Source organism: Sphingomonas faeni, from assembly GCF_024273235.1.
Classification (GTDB): domain Bacteria; phylum Pseudomonadota; class Alphaproteobacteria; order Sphingomonadales; family Sphingomonadaceae; genus Sphingomonas; species Sphingomonas faeni_A.
This window is the reverse complement of the sequence record NZ_JANBVH010000015.1, coordinates 14,529-31,665: the sequence shown is the minus strand read 5'-3', so window position 1 is coordinate 31,665 and position 17,137 is coordinate 14,529. Positions and strand designations below refer to the sequence as shown.

The following is a 17,137-nucleotide window of genomic DNA, read 5'->3' as shown; positions in this document are numbered from 1 at the left end:
ACGCGCACGATGATGACGCGCACGGAGATGACGCGCACGGAGATGACGCGCACGGAGATGACGCGCACGATCGGCCGGTGGCTGCTGGCCGTGGCGGCGATGCTCCTCTGGCAGGGCTCGCCGGCCAGCGCACACACGCGTTCCGAATCCCATTCGACCTGGCTGGTCGACGGCAGTTCGGTGCACCTGACGTTCTCGGTGTCCGACCTCGAGGCACGCCGGCTGACCGGCGATGGCCGCCCGCCGAACAATCCCCAGTTGATCGCCTATCTGACGCCGAAGCTCGGGGCGACCGCGCAGGGCAAGGCCTGTGCACTGACCGGCAAACCCCGGCCAGTCGCGGCCGTCACCGGCTATCGCCGGGTCGAGTTCTTCTACGATTGTCCCTCCGCGGAAGGGATCATGCTGCGTGATGGCGCATTCTTCGAACTGGTCCCGACCCATGTGAACCTTGCACAGATCCAGACCGCCAAGGGCGATTTCGTCGAGGACGTGCTGACCGCCGATTCCCAGACGATCGACCTCGGCAAGGCGCAGGGCGGCGAGATCGAGGGCGCCGGTTTCCCGACCTTCGTGAAGATGGGCCTCATGCACATCTTCACCGGCATCGATCATATGAGCTTCCTGCTCGGGCTGGTCCTGATCTCGCGCCGGTTCAAGGATCTCATCTTCGTCATCACCGGCTTCACGCTGGGGCACAGCCTGACGCTGGCGCTCGCCGTCACCGGCATCATCCGTCCGCACGCGGAGTTCATCGATGCGCTGGTCGCACTGACGATCGCGCTGATCGGGGTCGAGAATCTTGCCGTGCAGATCCAGCGGCCGGGGCTCTTCGCGCTCTGGACGGGTGGTGCATTGCTGGCGATGGCAGGCCTCAAGCTGCTCGGCATCGGCTTGCTCCCGTTCACCCTGCTGCTGGGCGCCGGGCTGTTCTCCGCCAACTATCTTATGGTCGCAGGCCATGTCCGCGATGCCGGCCGCCTGCGGCTCGTCGTCACGCTGATCTTCGGCCTCATCCACGGCTTCGGGTTCGCCGCCGACCTGCTCAACGAAGCGATACCGCCGGCAAAGCTTGCCGAACTGCTCGTCGGGTTCAACCTCGGCGTCGAGATCGGCCAGCTCACCGTCGTCACGACTCTGGTCGGCGCCGTCACGCTGCTCAGACGGTTCAAGCTGACCTTTCCGAGGCCGATCGTGGTCGATGTCTGCGCGTCGTTCCTGGTGCTCGAAGGCGTGTATTGGTTCGTCAGCCGCAGCTTCAGTTTCGCCTGAGCCGTCCGGACCTGGCCTCTTCACGACGTTGCCCTTCCCGACGTTCCCCTAAAGATGGTGCCAATTCATGCACCTATCTTGAGGCAAGGCGCCTGCTAGTTTCGCAGGATGACGTTTTCTCTCCAGAGCATCGTGCGCGATCAGCCTGAATAGCTTGCATCCGGTCGGTCGGAATAACCGTCCGAGTGTCGTTTCGGATAGCGACACCGAGGCAAACAGGCGTCGTGCATACTCTCATGGACCGCATGAAGGTCATGGAAATTCGAACATGAGCGGCCCCGCACAGGGTCGGGCCCGGAACGCGCTATGATGAGTAGACTACAGCTTCTTGTACTGCTCTCCTTGCTCGGCAGCGCGGCGGGGACGCAACTGGCGACTGCCAAACAATCCCCTGCCGCGCTGAACACTGTCGCATCGGTGTCGGGCGAAAAGATTTACCGGAAATGGTGCAGCGATTGCCACACCCCCGCGACGGGGCCAGGCAGCATCGCTCTACAGCGCAAATATCAGGGAAATCCGGCTGCGATATTGTTGCAACGCACCGATCTGACTGCCGAATACGTGAAATTGGCAGTCCGGAACGGCGTGTCCTTCATGCCGTCCTTCCGGAAGACCGAGATCACCGACGCCGAACTGGCGCAATTGGCGACCTATCTCACCGCGCCGCACAAGCGGGCTGTTCCCGCGAGGACACGGCCATGAACACCGGCATGAACAGTGCCATGAGCACTGCCATGAGCACTGGCCATCGAAACGACGCTTCCGCGATCGATGTCGCTGTCGTCGATCGCCCCTCGATGACGCGACGGACCGTTCTCGGCTCCGGCATGATCGCCGCGTCGATCGCCTGCTCCGTCGGATCCGCGGCCTCCGCGCAGGTTATCGGATATCACGCCGCGCCGCGGCCGATCGATGCGCTCCTCGTCGATCACGGCGTCGAGATGCCGCGGCTGTTGGCGACCTTCGTCGCGGCCAGGGCACGAACGCTCCCGATCGTCGGCATCCGGCTCGATGCCGTCGGCCATGCAGCGCTGGTTCGCGTGCTGCGCGACAGCCACGTCCTTGCCGGGGTCACCTCGGGCGCGACGTTGTTTTGCGTCGAGCGGATTGCCTGGGATCACGGCTATCGCCTGACGGCGCGAAGCGGACGCCGCTCCGCAGACCTGGATGGTTCGGGCCTGGATGACGCGGACCTGGATGACGGCGCGCGCTTGCAGGACGCGGTCGCCTTCCTGAACGCCGCGCACCCCTCGGGCACGTCTCCTTCGGTCCCTGCCCGCCACTACCGGCCGTCACGGCAGGATGGAACGCTGCACGCCTGGACGATGCAGAAGTCGAGCAGCGCTCCGTCACGCCTTGATCGCATGAAAGCCTGGTCATGAAATTGCCTCCCAACGTCAGCCAGGCCGATTTCACCGCAGCGCTGAAGGCGTTTGCCGCGATCGTCGGCAACGAGTGGCTTTTCACCAGCGACGAAGATCTCGAACTCTATCGCGATTCCTATTCGGTGATGTGGGACGAGGCCGCGGAGCCGACCGCCTCGGCAGCGGTCGCGCCCGATACGTCGGAGCAGGTCGTCGAACTGATCAAGATCGCCAACCGGTACAAGATCCCGGTCTATCCGATCTCGACCGGCAAGAATCTCGGCTACGGCGGTGCCGCCCCTGCGGTCGCGGGCAGCGTCGTGCTGGACCTGAAGCGGATGAACCGGATCGTCGAGATCGACGAACGCAACGGCTATGTCGTGGTCGAGCCCGGGGTCAGCTATTTCGATCTCTACAGCTACATCCAGGAAAAGGGCCTGAAGCTGTGGATCGATTGTCCCAGCCCGGGCTGGGGCAGCCTGATCGGCAACGCGCTGGACGGCGGCGTCGGCGTCACGCTCGCGTCGTACCGCAATCATTTCGATGCGCAGTGCGGCATCGAGGTGGTTCTCCCCAACGGCCGGATGATGCGGACCGGCATGGGCGCCATGCCCAACGCCAGGACGTGGCAGCAATTCCGGCCCGGGTTCGGTCCGCGGATCGACGGGCTGTTCAAGCAATCGAACTTCGGCGTGGTCACGAAGATGGGCTTCTGGCTGATGCCGCCGCCCGAGAATTTCGCGACCGGCGTGGTCACCGTTCCGAAATTCCGCGACCTGATCCCGCTCGTCGACGTCATCGGCCGGCTCGAGCAGAGCAAGATCGTGCAGGGCCTCTGGACGTTGTCCAGCCCGACCACCGGCGTTCGCGGTGACGCTGCGCATATCGTCGGCGGCGTTCCCCCGCAGATCGATCCGCGCATATCCGCCGTCCTGAACGATCCTGCCGGCGCCGACATGACCAAGCTCGACGTGGCGGCGCAGGCTGCGGGCGTTCCGTTCTGGGCCTGCGAGTTCAATCTCTATGGCCCGGGCAAGCTCATAACGGCGCAATGGGACTGTATCCGCGACGCGATCGGCGCCGCCGTCCCGAGTGCGCAGTTCACGCTGAACGCTATCCGCACGCTGCCGCTGCCGGCGGCGGAGCTGGCCGGGCTGTTCGATACCGGGCCGCTCGGCATCCCGTCGCTGCGCACCTTCAGCATGGGGCCGATGATCTCGTACGAGGGCGAGGACGTGGTCGGCCATGTCTTCTTCTCGCCGGTCATTCCGCGGACCGGCGAGGCCGCGATCGAGGCGATGGACGTGTTCGCGGCGATCGCGCGCAAGTACAAGCTGCCCTCCCCGCCGTTGCAATTCCCGTCCTCGATCTTCGAGCGCGCTTTCCTGTTCGCGATGGGTTTGCCGGTCACCCGGTCGACCGCGGTCAATGCGAAGGTCCGCGAAATCGTCCGCGAACTCGTCGCGGTGGCGGCCGAGCATGGCTGGGGCGAGTATCGCACGGCGCCGGCCTTCTACGACGTGGTCATGGAGACCTATTCCTACAACGACCATGCGCTGCGCGACTTTCTGGAGACGATCAAGGACGCGGTGGATCCCAACGGGATCATGTCCGTCGGCCGCTACGGGATCCGCCCGCGCCAGCTGAGAAAGGCCAAAGCATGACCTCCTGTTCCTTCGCTCCCCCATTTTCGATGACGAGACTATCATGACCGACACACCACGATCCCGCGCGCGTCGCTGGGGGCTCGCGCTCGTCGCGCTGGCGACGACCTTCGCGCAGACCGCCGACGCGCATCACTCGTTCGGCAAGTTCGACATGGGCAAGCTGACGGCGATCACCGGCACGGTCCGCGAATTCACCTGGGCCAACCCCCACACCTGGCTGATCGTGATCGTCAAAAAGGCAAATGGCACGACCGAGCAATGGGCTCTCGTCGGATCGAGCCCCAACATGATGAGCCGCTGGGGCTGGAACGCCAGCGACATCAAGGCCGGCGACAAGATAACGGTCGACGTGCATCCGGGCCGCGACGGCTCGTCGATCGGCGCGATCCAGACGGTCTTCACGGCCAAGGGTAAAATTCTGGGAGATCCGGCTGGCTCGACCGGACAGGCACTCGCAGGCGGTCCCAGCCAGGTACCGACCAAACCGCAGGGACAACCCTATAAATGATCGACATTCCAGCGCCTCGGATGAAGAAGCCCCTGGTCCGCGCGGTGTGCGGTGGCCTGTGTTCGCTCGCGGCTTTGACGCTTGCGGTCGATGCCGGCCGAGCCCAGCAGACCGCAGAGACGCCTGCGGTGCCGCGATCGGCCGCCGAACAGGCCAAAGCCTGGCAGGAGATCGCCAACCGGCCGGATTTCTGGCAAGGCACGTGGCAGTCGATCGCGCCGATCGCGGACAATTTCACGACGCCGCCCGACTACACGCCTTCGGCACTTGCCTATATCAAGGCCTACAAGCCGGCCGAAGACAGCCCGTTCACCAACTGCAAGCCGTTGGGCATGCCGTTCGTGCAGAACATCGGCGGCATGCCCATGAAGTTCTTCCAGTCACCGGGAATGATCGCGCTCTACATCGAGACGTCGGGCATGACGCGGTTCATCCATACCGACGGGCGCAAGCACACCGAGGAACCCAATCCCTCCTATCTCGGGGAGTCGATCGGCCATTGGGAGGGCGATACGCTGGTCGTCGACACCACCGGCATTGCCGCCGATTCGGTATTTCAACTGGGACGGTTGAGCGAGAAGCTCCGACCACAGGGCGATCACTCGCCGGTATCCGGCGTGATCTTCGGCCCACACGGCCCCAACCTCCGACTGGTCGAACGCATGCGTCTGCTCGACTTCAATACGCTGGAAATCCAGACGACGCTGTACGACGATACCATCTTCAAAAAGCCCTACGCGCTCGAACCCCGGAAGTTCGTGCGCGGGATCGAACGGCGCAACGAGCCGCAGGAATGGGCCTGCACCGACAATCGCGACTATCTCGACCCGACGACGGGTAAGCTCGAACTGAACGTCAAGGACAAGGCGCAGAACCGCTAGGGTCGCTGCAAGTTCTCGCGCCCTGGCTGCCCCCTGCCCCCTGCCCCCTGCCCCTGCCCCCCGCCCCGATCGTCGCGCGATCGGGGCGGGCCCCTCTCCCAACCTGTTTCGCCGATATCGGCCGGGATCCTGCCCGGCCGCCTGGAGTATGAGCATGCGTAGAGTTTCAGCCGTTCCGATCCTCGCCCTCGCGATCACCTGCGCGACCGCCGGCGCACCGGCCGCGGCGAAGGACGTGATCGTCCATATGCGTAATCAAGGCGCTGCGGGCGTGATGGTCTTCGAGCCCGCGTTCGTGAAGGTGATGCCGGGTGACACGGTACGTTTTCTGCCGACCGATCCCAGTCACAATGCCGAGACGATTCCCACGATGCTGCCAGCTGGCGTCACGACATCGAAGGGCCAGATCAACAAGGAGTTCGCGCTGACCGTCTCGACGCCCGGCCTCTATGGAATCGAGTGCCGGCCGCATTACGCGATGGGGATGGTCGCCCTGATCCAGGTCGGGAACGGACCGTCGGCCAATCTGGCCGCAGCCAGGGCCGCCAAGCTTCCGCCGTTCGCGGCCAGGCGCATGGCGCCCCTGCTCGCGATGGCGAAATAGGCGGCCCCGCGCCGCATCCCTAGAGTCGTCCGCCGGGAAGCACGATGCCGGCCGTATCCAGCGCGTCCTGCTCGCGCGCCAGCGCCCGCCGGAAACCGGGCCGGTCGCGCACTCGCCCCATATGCGCGAGCAGCGCGCCATAGCCCCCCATATCGACCTTCGCCCCGATGCACATGCCCGTGATCCAGGCGAGATACACATCCAGGATCGACCAGTCCGCCCCGAACCACCAGGCATTCTCGCCGAGGCGACGCTGCATCAGATCGAGTTCGGGCGTCAGTTGCGCCAGCGCCGCCGCGCGAACGGGATCGGGATCGCCGAGCGTCATGCGCTGCGGCATGAGGACCGCACGGACCAGGGGGTGCAAGGTATTCGAGCACCAGACGATGTCGGCAAACGCCTGTGCACGCGACACCGCATCCTCGCCGGGAATCAGGCCAGCCGCGGGATACGTCTCGTGCAGCCACAACAGGATCGCCGGCGTCTCGGTCAACACCGCCTCGCCGACCAGCAACGCCGGAACCTTCCCCTTGGGATTGATCGCGAGATAGTCCGGCCGGCGCTGCGCCCCCTTGAAGATGTCGATCGGTCGCGCCTCGAACGGCAGACCCAGTTCCTCCAGCGCATTCAGCGTCACGCGGGAACATGTTCCGGGGGTAAAGAACAGCACGATTGAATCATTGGCGGGTTCGGTCATGGTCACGCTTCCTCGACGACGATGTATCAAGCCGTGACGACCGCACGCCGAACGCCGTGCCGGACCATGGGATCGATCCTGACAGCACAGCGCCCTCGCCCGCTTGATATTTTTGAACTATCCAGTGCAAAGCTGACTGTCGAGTATAAATAAAGGTCCATGACTGGCCTAGGTTATCGGGCGTGCGTGCCGACGAGACCGACGGTACGAGCGCAGATACGAACAGGGAGACGATGCAGCATGACGAGCGTAAAAATCGTGGCGATCCTGACCGCACGCGCAGGCAAGACGGACGACTTGAAAGCCCTGCTGGACGGAATGGCGGCACCGAGCCGGGCCGAGCCAGGCAATCTGCGCTACGACATATGGCGCGATCGCGACGATCCCGGGCGGTTCGTCCTGGACGAGCTCTATGTCGATGGTGCCGCCGTGACGGCGCACCGCGCGACACCGCATTTCAAACGCTACGTGGCGGTCATCGAGGATCTCGCGGAGCGCACCGCCATCGTCCTGGACCCGATCGCCGTGACGTGAACCGCCCCGACGAGCGGCGCCCGGACGCACCGACGGGTTCGCTACGTCCGGCGTGCCGACCGTTACAAACGCTTACGTTTGCTTACCCCGCGAGCATGTTTGGAGGCCGCCGGACCGCCTAGCTGCGGAGGACCATCAGCAAAAGGTTCTCCCCATGATCGCATTCGAACTCGCTGCCGCCATCGTCGCGATGGCCGCCGCTCCGCAGCACGCGGAGCCGTCGCGTTCCACGTCGTCCGTGCGCGTGAGCGATCGCGCTAATACGCGCACCGCCCCGGCCAGCACCAACGCCCGCCGTGCGGTCCAGACCAAGAAGACCGTGCAGAGCAAGAAGACCGTCAGCCCCTGCCGCCGGTCGAACGCATCCTACGACGCGAAGTCGAATACGTACCGCGACGCCCGCGGCAAACGCCAGCGCTGCGCGCGCTGAGCAGGCCAAGATCATGATCCCGTCGAGGCCGCATCCTCTGACCGCTCTGTTGCTGACGCTGGCCGTACCCCTTGCGGGGTGCGGATCGTCCAAGGAGGGTATGCCCAAAATGCCCCCCGCCGAGGTCGGCATCGTCACGCTGAAGACGGAGCCGGTAACGACCACGACCGAACTGACCGGTCGAACGGCGGCCACCGCGATATCGGAGGTACGTCCCCAGGTCGACGGGATCATCAAGGCCCGATTGTTCACCGAGGGCACGCTGGTCCGCGCCGGCCAGCCCTTGTACCAGATCGATTCCCGCCTGTACCGGGCCACCCGGGACCAGGTCGCCGCACAATTGGCGAGCGCGCAGGCCTCGGCCGTCACCGCACAGGCCAAGGTGCAGCGGTATAACCGCCTGCAAAGCGCGGATGCGGTCGCGCGGCAGGACGTCGACGATGCCGTCGCGACGTCGAGGCAGGCGAGCGCGAGCATTGCGCAATATCGCGCCAACCTGCGCACCGCGAACGTCAACCTGGGCTTCACGCGGGTCTATGCGCCGATTTCGGGGCGGATCGGTCGATCGACCTATACCCAGGGTGCGCTCGTCACGGCGGCGCAGACCACGGCGCTGGCGACGATCTCCCAGCTCGATCCGATCTTCGTCGATATCCAGCAATCGAGCAGCGCGCTTTACGATCTGCGACAAAGCCTTGCCACCGGCGAAGCGCTGCCGGCGAGCACCACCGTCCGCCTGTCGCTGGAAAACGGTCGCGCCTATCCGCAGACCGGAACGATCCAGTTCGGCGAGGCCGTCGTCGATACGACCACCGGGACCGTTACGCTGCGCGCGCGGTTCGCGAACCCCAAGGGCCTGTTGCTGCCCGGGATGTTCGTGCGTTTGACGGTGCCGCAGACCGTGATCCGCAACGCGGTCCTCGCACCACAGCAGGGCATCACCCGCGACGCCAAGGGCAACGCCACCGCGATGGTCGTCGGCACCGACAACAAGGTCGCGCTCCGCCAGGTCACGACCGCGCAGGCGGTCGGCGACAAATGGATCGTCACCGCCGGACTGAAGGCCGGCGACCGGCTGATCGTCCAGGGGGTCGACAAGGCACAGGCCGGCGCGACCGTGAAGCCGGTCGCCGTCAAGCTCGGGACCACCAACTGACATGGGTATCAGCCGCTTCTTCGTCGAACGCCCGATCTTCGCGTGGGTGATCGCGATCGTCATCATGCTCGGCGGGGTCGCGGGACTGCGCTCGCTGCCGATCGCGCAATATCCCGACGTCGCACCCCCGACGATATCGATCAGCGCCACCTATCCGGGCGCCTCCGCCGAAACGCTGGAAACCAGCGTGACGCAGGTGATCGAACAGCAGCTGACCGGGATCGACGGCCTGCAGTATTTCCAGTCGAGTTCGGATTCGTCGGGATCGGCCTCGATCACCGTCACCTTCGTCAAGGGCACCGATCCGGATACCGCGCAGGTCCAGGTGCAGAACAAGGTCCAGCAGGCGGAGGCGCGCCTGCCGAGCGCGGTGACGTCGCAGGGCGTCACCGTGTCGAAGTCGAACAGCGACTTCCTGATGATCGTCGCGCTGTACGACAAGACCGACAAGGCCACTGCGAACGACATCGCCGATTACCTAGTCAGCAATTTCCAGGACGATCTCGCGCGCGTCGACGGCGTCGGCCAGACCCAGGTGTTCGGCGCGCAATATGCGATGCGCGTGTGGCTCGATCCGACCAAGCTCGCGGCGGTGCAGTTGATGCCGTCCGACGTGCAGAGCGCGATCCAGGCGCAGAACGTCGACGTCTCGGCCGGACAGGTCGGCGCATTGCCCGCGGTGAAGGGGCAGATGCTGAATGCCACCGTCCGTGCCAAATCACGCCTGACGACCCCCGACCAGTTTCGTGCGATCGTGCTGAAGACCAAGACCGACGGATCGATCGTCCGCCTGTCCGACGTCGCCCGCGTCGAACTGGGACAGGACAGCTATAACTCCTCGGCGGAACTCGACGGCCATCCGGCGTCGGGGATGGCGATCCAGCTGGCGACCGGGGCAGATGCCCTGGAGACCGCGACCGCCGTGAAGGCGCGGATGGCCGAACTGTCGACCAACCTGCCCGCCGGCTATGCCATCGCCTATCCGCGCGACACCACCACGTTCGTCAAACTGTCGGTCGAGGAAGTCGTCGAGACGCTGGTGATCGCGATCATCCTGGTGATCGTCGTGATGTTCGTCTTCCTCCAGAACTGGCGGGCGACGCTGATCCCGGCGATCGCGGTTCCGGTCGTGCTGCTCGGCACGTTCGGGGTGCTGGCGGTGTGCGGCTATTCGATCAACACGCTCACCCTGTTTGCGATGGTGCTCGCCATCGGGTTGCTGGTCGACGACGCGATCGTCGTGGTCGAAAATGTCGAGCGGGTGATGGCCGAGGAAGGCCTGAACCCCCGCGAGGCGACGATCCGGTCGATGAGCGAGATCGGATCGGCCCTGGTCGGCATCGCGCTCGTCCTGTCGGCGGTGTTCCTGCCGATGGCGTTCTTCGGTGGATCGACCGGCGTGATCTATCGCCAGTTCTCGGTCACGATCGTGTCGGCGATGCTGTTGTCGGTGCTGGTCGCGCTCGTCCTCACCCCTGCCCTGACTGCGACCTTGCTCAAGCCGACGCATGGCGATCCGCTGGAACGGCGCGGCGTGTTCGGCAAGTTCAACCGGTGGTTCGATCGCTCGACGCATCGGTACGTCGGAGCGACGCGCGCGGTGATCGGCCGGCGCGGGCTGCACATGGCGGTGGTCGGCGTCATCACGATCGTCCTCGCCGTGCTGTTCCTCCGGTTGCCGACCAGCTTCCTGCCGACCGAGGATCAGGGGCAGGTGATGGTGATGTACACGCTGCCCGCCGGTGCCACCAACGAGCGGACCGAGGCCGTACGCGACCGCGTCCAGAGCTATTTCACCGATCACGAGAAGGGGACGGTCGCCAACGCCTTCAGCATCACTGGATTCGGGTTCAGCGGATCGGGGCAGAATGCCGGCATGGCCTTTGCCAGCCTCGCGCCGTTCGACGAGCGCAAGGATGCGAGCCAGAGCGCATCGGCGATCAATGCCCGCGCGATGAAGAGCTTCAGCCAGATCCGCGATGCGACCGTCATTCCGCTGACCCCACCCGCTATTTCCGGGTTGGGCCAGTCCAACGGCTTCACGTTCGAGCTGACCAACACGAGCGGGCTCAGCCGGGATGCTTTCGTCGCGCTGCGCGACAAGCTGATCGCGGCGGCCAACAAGGATTCCAAGCTCGCGCAGGTCCGCGCCTCCACGCTGCCCGACACGCCTCAGCTTCGCGTGACGCTCGACGATGCCAAGCTCGCGGTGTTCGGGCTGACCGAGAACGACGTGACCAACGTGCTGTCGAGCGCCTGGGGCGGCGTGTACGTCAACGATTTCGTCGATCGGGGCCGGGTGAAGCGCGTCTACATGCAGGCCGACGCGCCGTTCCGGATGCTGCCGAACGACCTTGACGGCTGGTTCGTCCGCACCTCCAGCGGCACGATGGTCCCGTTCTCGGCGATCGCGACGATGTCGTGGGAGAAGGGCCCGAACAGCGTCGCCCGCTTCAACGGTCGCTCGTCCTATGAAATCCAGGGCGAGCCGGCCGCGGGCGGCAGTTCGGGTGCGGCGATGAAGGAGATGATCAAGCTGCAGAAGCAACTGGCACCCGGCACCGGCTATGCCTGGGCGGGGCTGTCGTTCCAGGAGAACCAGGCCAGCGGACAGGCGCCGATGCTGTACGGGCTGTCGGTCCTGATCGTCTTCCTGTGCCTCGCCGCGCTGTACGAGAGCTGGTCGGTGCCGATCGCGGTGCTGCTGGTGCTGCCGCTCGGGATCATCGGCGCGGTGATCGCGGTGACGATGCGCGGGCTCGACAACGACATCTACTTCCAGGTCGGGCTGATCACCACGATCGGGCTTGCCGCCAAGAACGCGATCCTGATCGTCGAGTTCGCGGAAGAGGCGCGGCGCGACGGCAAGGACGTGGTCGATGCCGCACTGGAGGCGGCGCGGACCCGGCTTCGCCCGATTTTGATGACCAGCCTCGCGTTCATCTTCGGCGTGTTCCCGCTCGCGGTCGCGACCGGTGCGGGGGCCAACAGCCGGATCGCGATCGGCACCGCGGTGGTCGGCGGCATGCTGACCGCGACCGTGCTGGCGATCTTCTACGTGCCGATGTTCTTCGTCATCGTCGCCCGACTGTTCCACGGCAAGAAGGAGAAAGCGGCATGATCCGCGTGCGTATCGCGGCGGCGCTGATCGCGGCCACCGCGCTCGCCGGGTGCAATCTCGCGCCCCATTATGTCCGCTCGGTCGCCGATTTCGTGCCGCCGCAATGGCCGAGCGGGGCCGCCTATGCGGCAAACCCCGACGCGAAGGCGGGCATGCCGTGGCGGTCGCTGATCGTCGATGCCCGGTTGCGGACCGTCATCGAACGCGCGCTGGCCAACAACCAGGACCTCGCCCAGGCGGTCGCCAACGTCGCCTCGGCGCGCGCGCAATACCGCGTGCAGAAGTCGAGCCAGCTGCCGACGCTGTCGGCCGATGGCGGCGCGAGCATCACCCGGGCGGTGACCGGCGGCGGCACCGCCTCGGCCGGCTCCAGTACGCTGTTTTCCGGCAGCGTCGGGATCAGCGGCTTCGAGCTCGACCTGTTCGGGCGCCAGAAGAACCTGTCGCGCGCGGCGTTCGAGACCTATCTCGGGACCGAGAGCGGGGCGCGGAACACGCGCTTCACCGTCGTTGCCGAGACCGCCACCGCGTATCTGACGCTGCTCTCCGACCGCGACCTGCTGGCGGTCGCCAACGCCCAGGTCGCCAGCAGCGCGCGCACGGTCAAGCTCAACGACGAACTGCACGATGTCGGGCTGGTGAGCGGCTCCGACCCCGCGGATGCGCGGACCTTGCTGGCCCAGGCGCGGGCGGACGTGGCGCAATACACGACGCAGGTCGCGCAGGACCGCAACGCGCTGGAGCTGCTGGTCGGTGCGCCGGTCGAGGACGCGTTGCTGCCCGCCAGTCTCGACGCGCTCGATACGGGTATCGCCACCGTGCCCGCCGGGCTGTCCTCGACCGTGCTGCTCGACCGACCCGACGTGGTCGAGGCCGAGCACCAGCTGAAATCGGCCAACGCCAATGTCGGTGCGGCGCGCGCGGCATTCTTTCCGACGATCTCGCTGACCAGCGCGCTCGGCGTCGCGAGCACCGCGCTGACCAGCCTGTTCTCGGGTTCGACCTGGTCCGCGACGCCGTCCGCCAGCGTGCCGATCCTCGGCGGGACCAATCGCGGCAACCTCGATTACGCGCGGGCGCAGGTCGACTATTACCTCGCCGCCTACCGCAAGGCAGCCCAGACCGCGTATCGCGACGTCGCCGACGGCCTAGCCCGACGCGGTACGATCGCCCGCCAGCGTGCCGCGCAGGCCGATCTCGTCGCCGCCGCGCAGAAGAGCTACACGATCAGCGAGGCACGATACCGCGAGGGCACCGACAGCTTCCTCACCGCGCTCGTCGCACAGCGCACGCTGTATTCCGCCCGGCAGAGCGCGATCACCACCGTGCTGACCGATCTCCAGAACCGCGTGACGCTGTACCAGGCGATCGGGTCGGACGACACGCTTTGAACGGGTTGAGCCGGGTGACCAGGTTGCGCGGGGTGCGGGTGGGCATGCCAGGCCGGGCGGGCTATGCCTGCGCCACGGCCTCGACATGACGCCGCCCGATCGGATGGATGACGACATGATGCCCGGCACGGCGGCGGACCGCCCTCACCTCCTGATCGCGGACGACGACGCCGATATTCGCGACCTGGTGACCGCACAGCTGGCGCGAGAGGGCTATGCGCTGACCGCCGCCGGCGACATTGCGGGGATCCGCGCGGCGCTGGCGGCGCACAGCATCGACCTCATCGTCCTCGATCTCGGGCTGCCCGACGGCGACGGGCTGACGCTGTGCCGCGAACTGCGCGGCGAGGGCTATCCGGGCGCGATCATCATGGTCACCGCGCGCGACAGTGCGATCGACCGGGTGCTCGGCCTGGAACTGGGCGCCGACGACTATCTCACCAAGCCGTTCGAGCCGCGCGAACTGACCGCGCGCGTCCGCAACCTGCTCCGCCGCGGTGCCCGCGACGTCGGTACGGCGGCACCGGCGCGGATCGCGACGTTCGGCCGGTGGCGGCTCGATCTCGTCAAGCGTCGCCTGCTCGCCCCCGGCGACAACGTCGTCATGCTGTCCGCCGCCGAGTTCGACATGCTCTCCCGCCTGGTCCATGCCGCGGGGCATCCGCTGTCGCGCGAGGCACTCGTCCCCGCCCGCGCCGCGACCGCCTCGTACGACCGGACGATCGACAACCAGATCAGTCGCCTGCGCCAGAAGCTGAGACCCGACGGCGAGGACCTGATCCTCACGGTCCGCGGCCAAGGCTATATGCTCGCCGCCACCGTCACGTTCGGATGAAGCCCGTCATTGCCCGGATGGTGCGCTTCGCCGGCTCGCTGACCGGCCGGATCGCGCTGATCCTCGCGGTCGGCATCCTGATCGCCTCGGTCGGCGCGCTGCTGATCGCAGAACAAGGCCGTCGCGGCGAGTTCATGCGGATCCGCGACGAGCGCGTGATCGCCAGCGCGCTCGACGTCCTCGGCCGCCTCCACCGCGATCCCCAAGGCACGCTGCGCAACCTCAGCGACGGCCGGCTCGTCGGTGCGCATCTCGTCGATGGCCGGACACGGCCGTTGATCGATCCGAACAGCACGCTGAGCGAGATGCTCGCCGCACGACGCGCACCGGGCGCGGCCGTCACGATCTCGCCTGCGCCCGCCGCCGCGTGCCAGGTCAAGGACCCGTTGCAGGAGCGCCCGCGCACGGCCGGGATCCAGCCGCTGGTGCTCGACTGCTGGCTGATGGCGACGGTCCTGGACGGCCGCTCGCTGGTCGTCGCGCTCAACCTGCCGCAACTGCCCGCACCGCCGAGCTGGACCACCGACCGGTTGTTCCTGCTGCTCGTCATCGCCGCGGCGTTGGCCCTGTCGCTGATTGTCGCGCGCCTGGCGACCGCCCCCTTGCGCCGCCTGTCCGCCGCCGCCGACGCGTTCGCGCGGTCGATCGATGCCGAGCCGGTGCTGGAAACCGGCCCGACCGACGTGCGCGCCGCGCTCGCCACCTTCAACCTGATGCAGGAGCGGGTCCGCGCCGGCCTGCGCGAGCGCACCCGCATCCTGGCCGCGATCAGCCACGACCTGCAGACACCACTGACCCGCCTGCGCCTCCGCCTCGAACAGGTCGAGGACGAGCCGTTGCGCGACCGCCTCGTCGCGGACCTGTCGGCGACGCTGGCGATGATGAAACGCGGCCTCGACCTCGCCCGGAGCGGTGACAGCGCCGAGGATTGGTCGACGGTCGATCTCGATTCCGTGCTGTCGAGCATCGCCGACGACGCCGCGGAGTTCGGCCATGCCGTCCGTTTCACGCAGCCCTGCGGCGAAACCGTCCGCGTACGCCCCGACGCGCTCACCCGGTGCCTGTCGAACCTCGTCGATAACGCGATCAAGCATGGCGGCGACGCCCATATCGCGGCGCGGCGGGCGGGCAAGACGGTGATCGTCACCGTCCGCGATCACGGCCCCGGGATGAGCGAAGACATGCTGGCGCACGCATTCGACCCGTTCGTCCGCGCCGACACGTCGCGGTCGAGCGGCGATGGAACCGGGATCGGCCTCACCATCGCCCGCGCGCAGGCCGCCGCGATCGGCGCGCGCCTGGACCTCGCCAATCATCCCCATGGCGGCCTGGAAGCGACCCTGACGCTGAATAAAGCCTGAGCCCCTCCGGCGGGGAACAAGCCCTGGAGCCCCCTCGGGCTCGACGGTGCAATAACTCCCGCCGGTCAGCGGCTCGCGAGCGTGGTCGTCGGCACGGCGGGCGGGGCGAGGGTATCGATCCGGTAGCGTACGGATACGCCGACGTGATCGGACAGCATCGTTCCGTCAGCGGCGCGGCCGAACGGCGCCGCCAGCGCGACCGGACGGATGCGGACCGTCGGGGAATCGCGGTACATCATCCAGTCCTTGCCGCGACCGATCGAGATCGCCATCCCCGCCGGCTCCGCGACCGTGCATCTCGGGGCGATCCGGCAGGTCGCGACCGCGGTCTGCAACGACGCCGCGCCACCCAGCATGCGAAGATCGAACTGCGTCCGCCGCGCCAGATCGCGCCCGACGTTGAAGTCGCCCGCGACCAGGATCGGGCGATTGCCCGCACCCAGCGAGCCGATGAAGGTCGCCAGCAGATCGAGCTGTCGACGATAGGCATAGATCGCGCGGGGCGATCCGGCACCCGAGGCTCCGTTGGAATTCAGGTGCGTATCGACGACGACGATCGGCGTGGCGATTCCCGGCACCGCGATCATTGCCGCGACCGCGCCCTTGTTGGCGAGGCAATCATAGCCGGCACAGACCGGGTAGGCCATGCGCCGCACCGCGAGGATCGGGTAGTCGGAGAAGATCGCGAGGCCGCTGTCGACATGCTTGCCGAGCCGTTCACCGACCAGCCGGCTGCCGTCCTCGACGAAACCGTCATCGGTACGCGGCACCGGCGCGGCGGACTCCTCCGCTGGGCCGAACGCCGCATAGCGATAGCCCGCCGTCGCCCCGATCGCCTTGGCATCCGCGACGAACGCCTCCTGCAGGACGACGATGCCGGGCTGATCGCCCGCGGTACGCATCGACCGCAACCGGGCGCCGATCGCATGAAGATCGGCTGAGCGATCGTCGGTGATCGGCCATGGCAGCCCGTGGACGTTATAGGTCATCAACGACAGGTCGCGGACGGTGGGGCCCGCCATCGCCGGCACGCCCGCCAGCGCCACGGCGAGCATCGCCGCCGCCATCTTCGCGCCGGTCTTCGACGCCGCCTTCAGCCTGGATTTCGCCCTGAACGTCGCAGCGCCCGGATATCGTGTCGTCACTATGAAAGCATCCCTGTGGCAGTCTGCTTCGGTGACGTCGCCGCGTGACGGAGTCCGCAGTGCGACCGAATGCTCGCCCGTCGCTTTTTCGTTTCGGACCGGGTTCCTTGCCGTTTCATCCGGGCATTCTGTCGTTTCGGCCGGTCACTTTGTCGTTTCGCCCGGTCACTT

16 protein-coding genes are annotated in these 17,137 nt (G+C 66.6%); 14 read left to right on the top strand and 2 right to left on the bottom strand.

The genetic code is table 11. From position 1 onward, the window contains the following. The first annotated feature begins 9 nt into the window (after positions 1-9). The 7 genes from NLI89_RS09935 to NLI89_RS09905 all read left to right on the top strand — a co-directional run bounded on the left by NLI89_RS09935 (position 10) and on the right by NLI89_RS09905 (position 6,296). A complete protein-coding gene (locus NLI89_RS09935; RefSeq protein WP_254686911.1) occupies positions 10-1,272 on the top strand; it encodes a HupE/UreJ family protein in 1,263 nt (420 codons plus the stop codon). 342 nt (positions 1,273-1,614) lie between these two features. After that, a complete protein-coding gene (locus tag NLI89_RS09930; RefSeq protein ID WP_254686910.1) occupies positions 1,615-1,974 on the top strand; it encodes a c-type cytochrome in 360 nt (119 codons plus the stop codon). Then, a complete protein-coding gene (locus NLI89_RS09925; RefSeq protein WP_254686909.1) occupies positions 1,971-2,654 on the top strand; it encodes a hypothetical protein in 684 nt (227 codons plus the stop codon). The genes NLI89_RS09930 and NLI89_RS09925 overlap by 4 nt, the downstream gene beginning before the upstream one ends. After that, positions 2,651-4,300: an FAD-binding oxidoreductase gene (locus NLI89_RS09920; protein WP_254686908.1), complete on the top strand. Its 1,650-nt coding sequence runs from the start codon at positions 2,651-2,653 to the stop codon at positions 4,298-4,300. Before NLI89_RS09925 ends, NLI89_RS09920 begins: the two co-directional genes overlap by 4 nt. A 43-nt stretch (positions 4,301-4,343) precedes the next feature. Further along, the gene (locus tag NLI89_RS09915; protein ID WP_254686907.1) at positions 4,344-4,811 is read left to right on the top strand and encodes a DUF6152 family protein; all 468 of its coding nucleotides are present in this window, start codon (positions 4,344-4,346) and stop codon (positions 4,809-4,811) included. A 20-nt stretch (positions 4,812-4,831) separates the two neighbouring features. Beyond that, entirely contained in the window at positions 4,832-5,692 is an 861-nt protein-coding gene (locus NLI89_RS09910; RefSeq protein WP_254686906.1) for a hypothetical protein, read from the top strand. A gap of 154 nt (positions 5,693-5,846) precedes the next feature. Next, positions 5,847-6,296, top strand: coding sequence for a pseudoazurin (locus NLI89_RS09905; RefSeq protein WP_254686905.1), 450 nt, complete (start codon positions 5,847-5,849; stop codon positions 6,294-6,296). Between the two features lie 19 nt (positions 6,297-6,315). Here the strand turns inward: NLI89_RS09905 and NLI89_RS09900 are convergent, their stop codons facing one another. Beyond that, a complete protein-coding gene (locus tag NLI89_RS09900) occupies positions 6,316-6,993 on the bottom strand; it encodes a glutathione S-transferase family protein (protein WP_254686904.1) in 678 nt (225 codons plus the stop codon). Between the two features lie 240 nt (positions 6,994-7,233). Between NLI89_RS09900 and NLI89_RS09895 the strand changes: the two genes are divergently transcribed. The 7 genes from NLI89_RS09895 to NLI89_RS09865 all read left to right on the top strand — a co-directional run bounded on the left by NLI89_RS09895 (position 7,234) and on the right by NLI89_RS09865 (position 15,821). Continuing rightward, positions 7,234-7,527, top strand: a complete 294-nt coding sequence (locus NLI89_RS09895) for a putative quinol monooxygenase (RefSeq protein ID WP_254686903.1) — start codon at positions 7,234-7,236, stop codon at positions 7,525-7,527. A 154-nt stretch (positions 7,528-7,681) separates the two neighbouring features. Then, positions 7,682-7,957 carry a hypothetical protein gene (locus NLI89_RS09890; RefSeq protein ID WP_254686902.1) on the top strand — a complete coding sequence of 92 codons (276 nt, stop codon included), beginning with the start codon at positions 7,682-7,684 and terminating at the stop codon, positions 7,955-7,957. A gap of 100 nt (positions 7,958-8,057) precedes the next feature. Continuing rightward, positions 8,058-9,113 (top strand): efflux RND transporter periplasmic adaptor subunit, encoded by a 1,056-nt coding sequence (locus NLI89_RS09885; RefSeq protein WP_302675708.1) that lies wholly within the window; start codon positions 8,058-8,060, stop codon positions 9,111-9,113. Position 9,114: 1 nt separating this feature from the next. Next, positions 9,115-12,234, top strand: coding sequence for an efflux RND transporter permease subunit (locus NLI89_RS09880; protein WP_302675707.1), 3,120 nt, complete (start codon positions 9,115-9,117; stop codon positions 12,232-12,234). Then, positions 12,231-13,625: an efflux transporter outer membrane subunit gene (locus NLI89_RS09875; RefSeq protein WP_254686900.1), complete on the top strand. Its 1,395-nt coding sequence runs from the start codon at positions 12,231-12,233 to the stop codon at positions 13,623-13,625. Before NLI89_RS09880 ends, NLI89_RS09875 begins: the two co-directional genes overlap by 4 nt. A 118-nt stretch (positions 13,626-13,743) precedes the next feature. Then, entirely contained in the window at positions 13,744-14,460 is a 717-nt protein-coding gene (locus tag NLI89_RS09870; protein ID WP_254686974.1) for a response regulator transcription factor, read from the top strand. Next, positions 14,457-15,821: an ATP-binding protein gene (locus NLI89_RS09865; protein ID WP_254686899.1), complete on the top strand. Its 1,365-nt coding sequence runs from the start codon at positions 14,457-14,459 to the stop codon at positions 15,819-15,821. The genes NLI89_RS09870 and NLI89_RS09865 overlap by 4 nt, the downstream gene beginning before the upstream one ends. 65 nt (positions 15,822-15,886) lie before the next feature. On the opposite strand, the gene NLI89_RS09860 is transcribed toward NLI89_RS09865, so the two are convergent. After that, entirely contained in the window at positions 15,887-16,966 is a 1,080-nt protein-coding gene (locus tag NLI89_RS09860) for a sphingomyelin phosphodiesterase (protein WP_254686898.1), read from the bottom strand. Positions 16,967-17,137: the final 171 nt, after the last annotated feature.

Excerpts from the sequence above, each read along its gene's own strand:
- NLI89_RS09900 (WP_254686904.1), bottom strand. The coding sequence starts at position 6,993 with ATGACCGAACCCGCCAATGATTCAATCGTGCTGTTCTTTACCCCCGGA.
- NLI89_RS09865 (WP_254686899.1), top strand. The coding sequence starts at position 14,457 with ATGAAGCCCGTCATTGCCCGGATGGTGCGCTTCGCCGGCTCGCTGACC.
- NLI89_RS09915 (WP_254686907.1), top strand. The coding sequence starts at position 4,344 with ATGACCGACACACCACGATCCCGCGCGCGTCGCTGGGGGCTCGCGCTC.
- NLI89_RS09910 (WP_254686906.1), top strand. The coding sequence starts at position 4,832 with ATGAAGAAGCCCCTGGTCCGCGCGGTGTGCGGTGGCCTGTGTTCGCTC.
- NLI89_RS09885 (WP_302675708.1), top strand. The coding sequence starts at position 8,058 with ATGCCCAAAATGCCCCCCGCCGAGGTCGGCATCGTCACGCTGAAGACG.
- NLI89_RS09890 (WP_254686902.1), top strand. The coding sequence starts at position 7,682 with ATGATCGCATTCGAACTCGCTGCCGCCATCGTCGCGATGGCCGCCGCT.
- NLI89_RS09895 (WP_254686903.1), top strand. The coding sequence starts at position 7,234 with ATGACGAGCGTAAAAATCGTGGCGATCCTGACCGCACGCGCAGGCAAG.
- NLI89_RS09875 (WP_254686900.1), top strand. The coding sequence starts at position 12,231 with ATGATCCGCGTGCGTATCGCGGCGGCGCTGATCGCGGCCACCGCGCTC.
- NLI89_RS09935 (WP_254686911.1), top strand. The coding sequence starts at position 10 with ATGATGACGCGCACGGAGATGACGCGCACGGAGATGACGCGCACGGAG.
- NLI89_RS09920 (WP_254686908.1), top strand. The coding sequence starts at position 2,651 with ATGAAATTGCCTCCCAACGTCAGCCAGGCCGATTTCACCGCAGCGCTG.
- NLI89_RS09925 (WP_254686909.1), top strand. The coding sequence starts at position 1,971 with ATGAACACCGGCATGAACAGTGCCATGAGCACTGCCATGAGCACTGGC.
- NLI89_RS09880 (WP_302675707.1), top strand. The coding sequence starts at position 9,115 with ATGGGTATCAGCCGCTTCTTCGTCGAACGCCCGATCTTCGCGTGGGTG.
- NLI89_RS09905 (WP_254686905.1), top strand. The coding sequence starts at position 5,847 with ATGCGTAGAGTTTCAGCCGTTCCGATCCTCGCCCTCGCGATCACCTGC.
- NLI89_RS09870 (WP_254686974.1), top strand. The coding sequence starts at position 13,744 with ATGCCCGGCACGGCGGCGGACCGCCCTCACCTCCTGATCGCGGACGAC.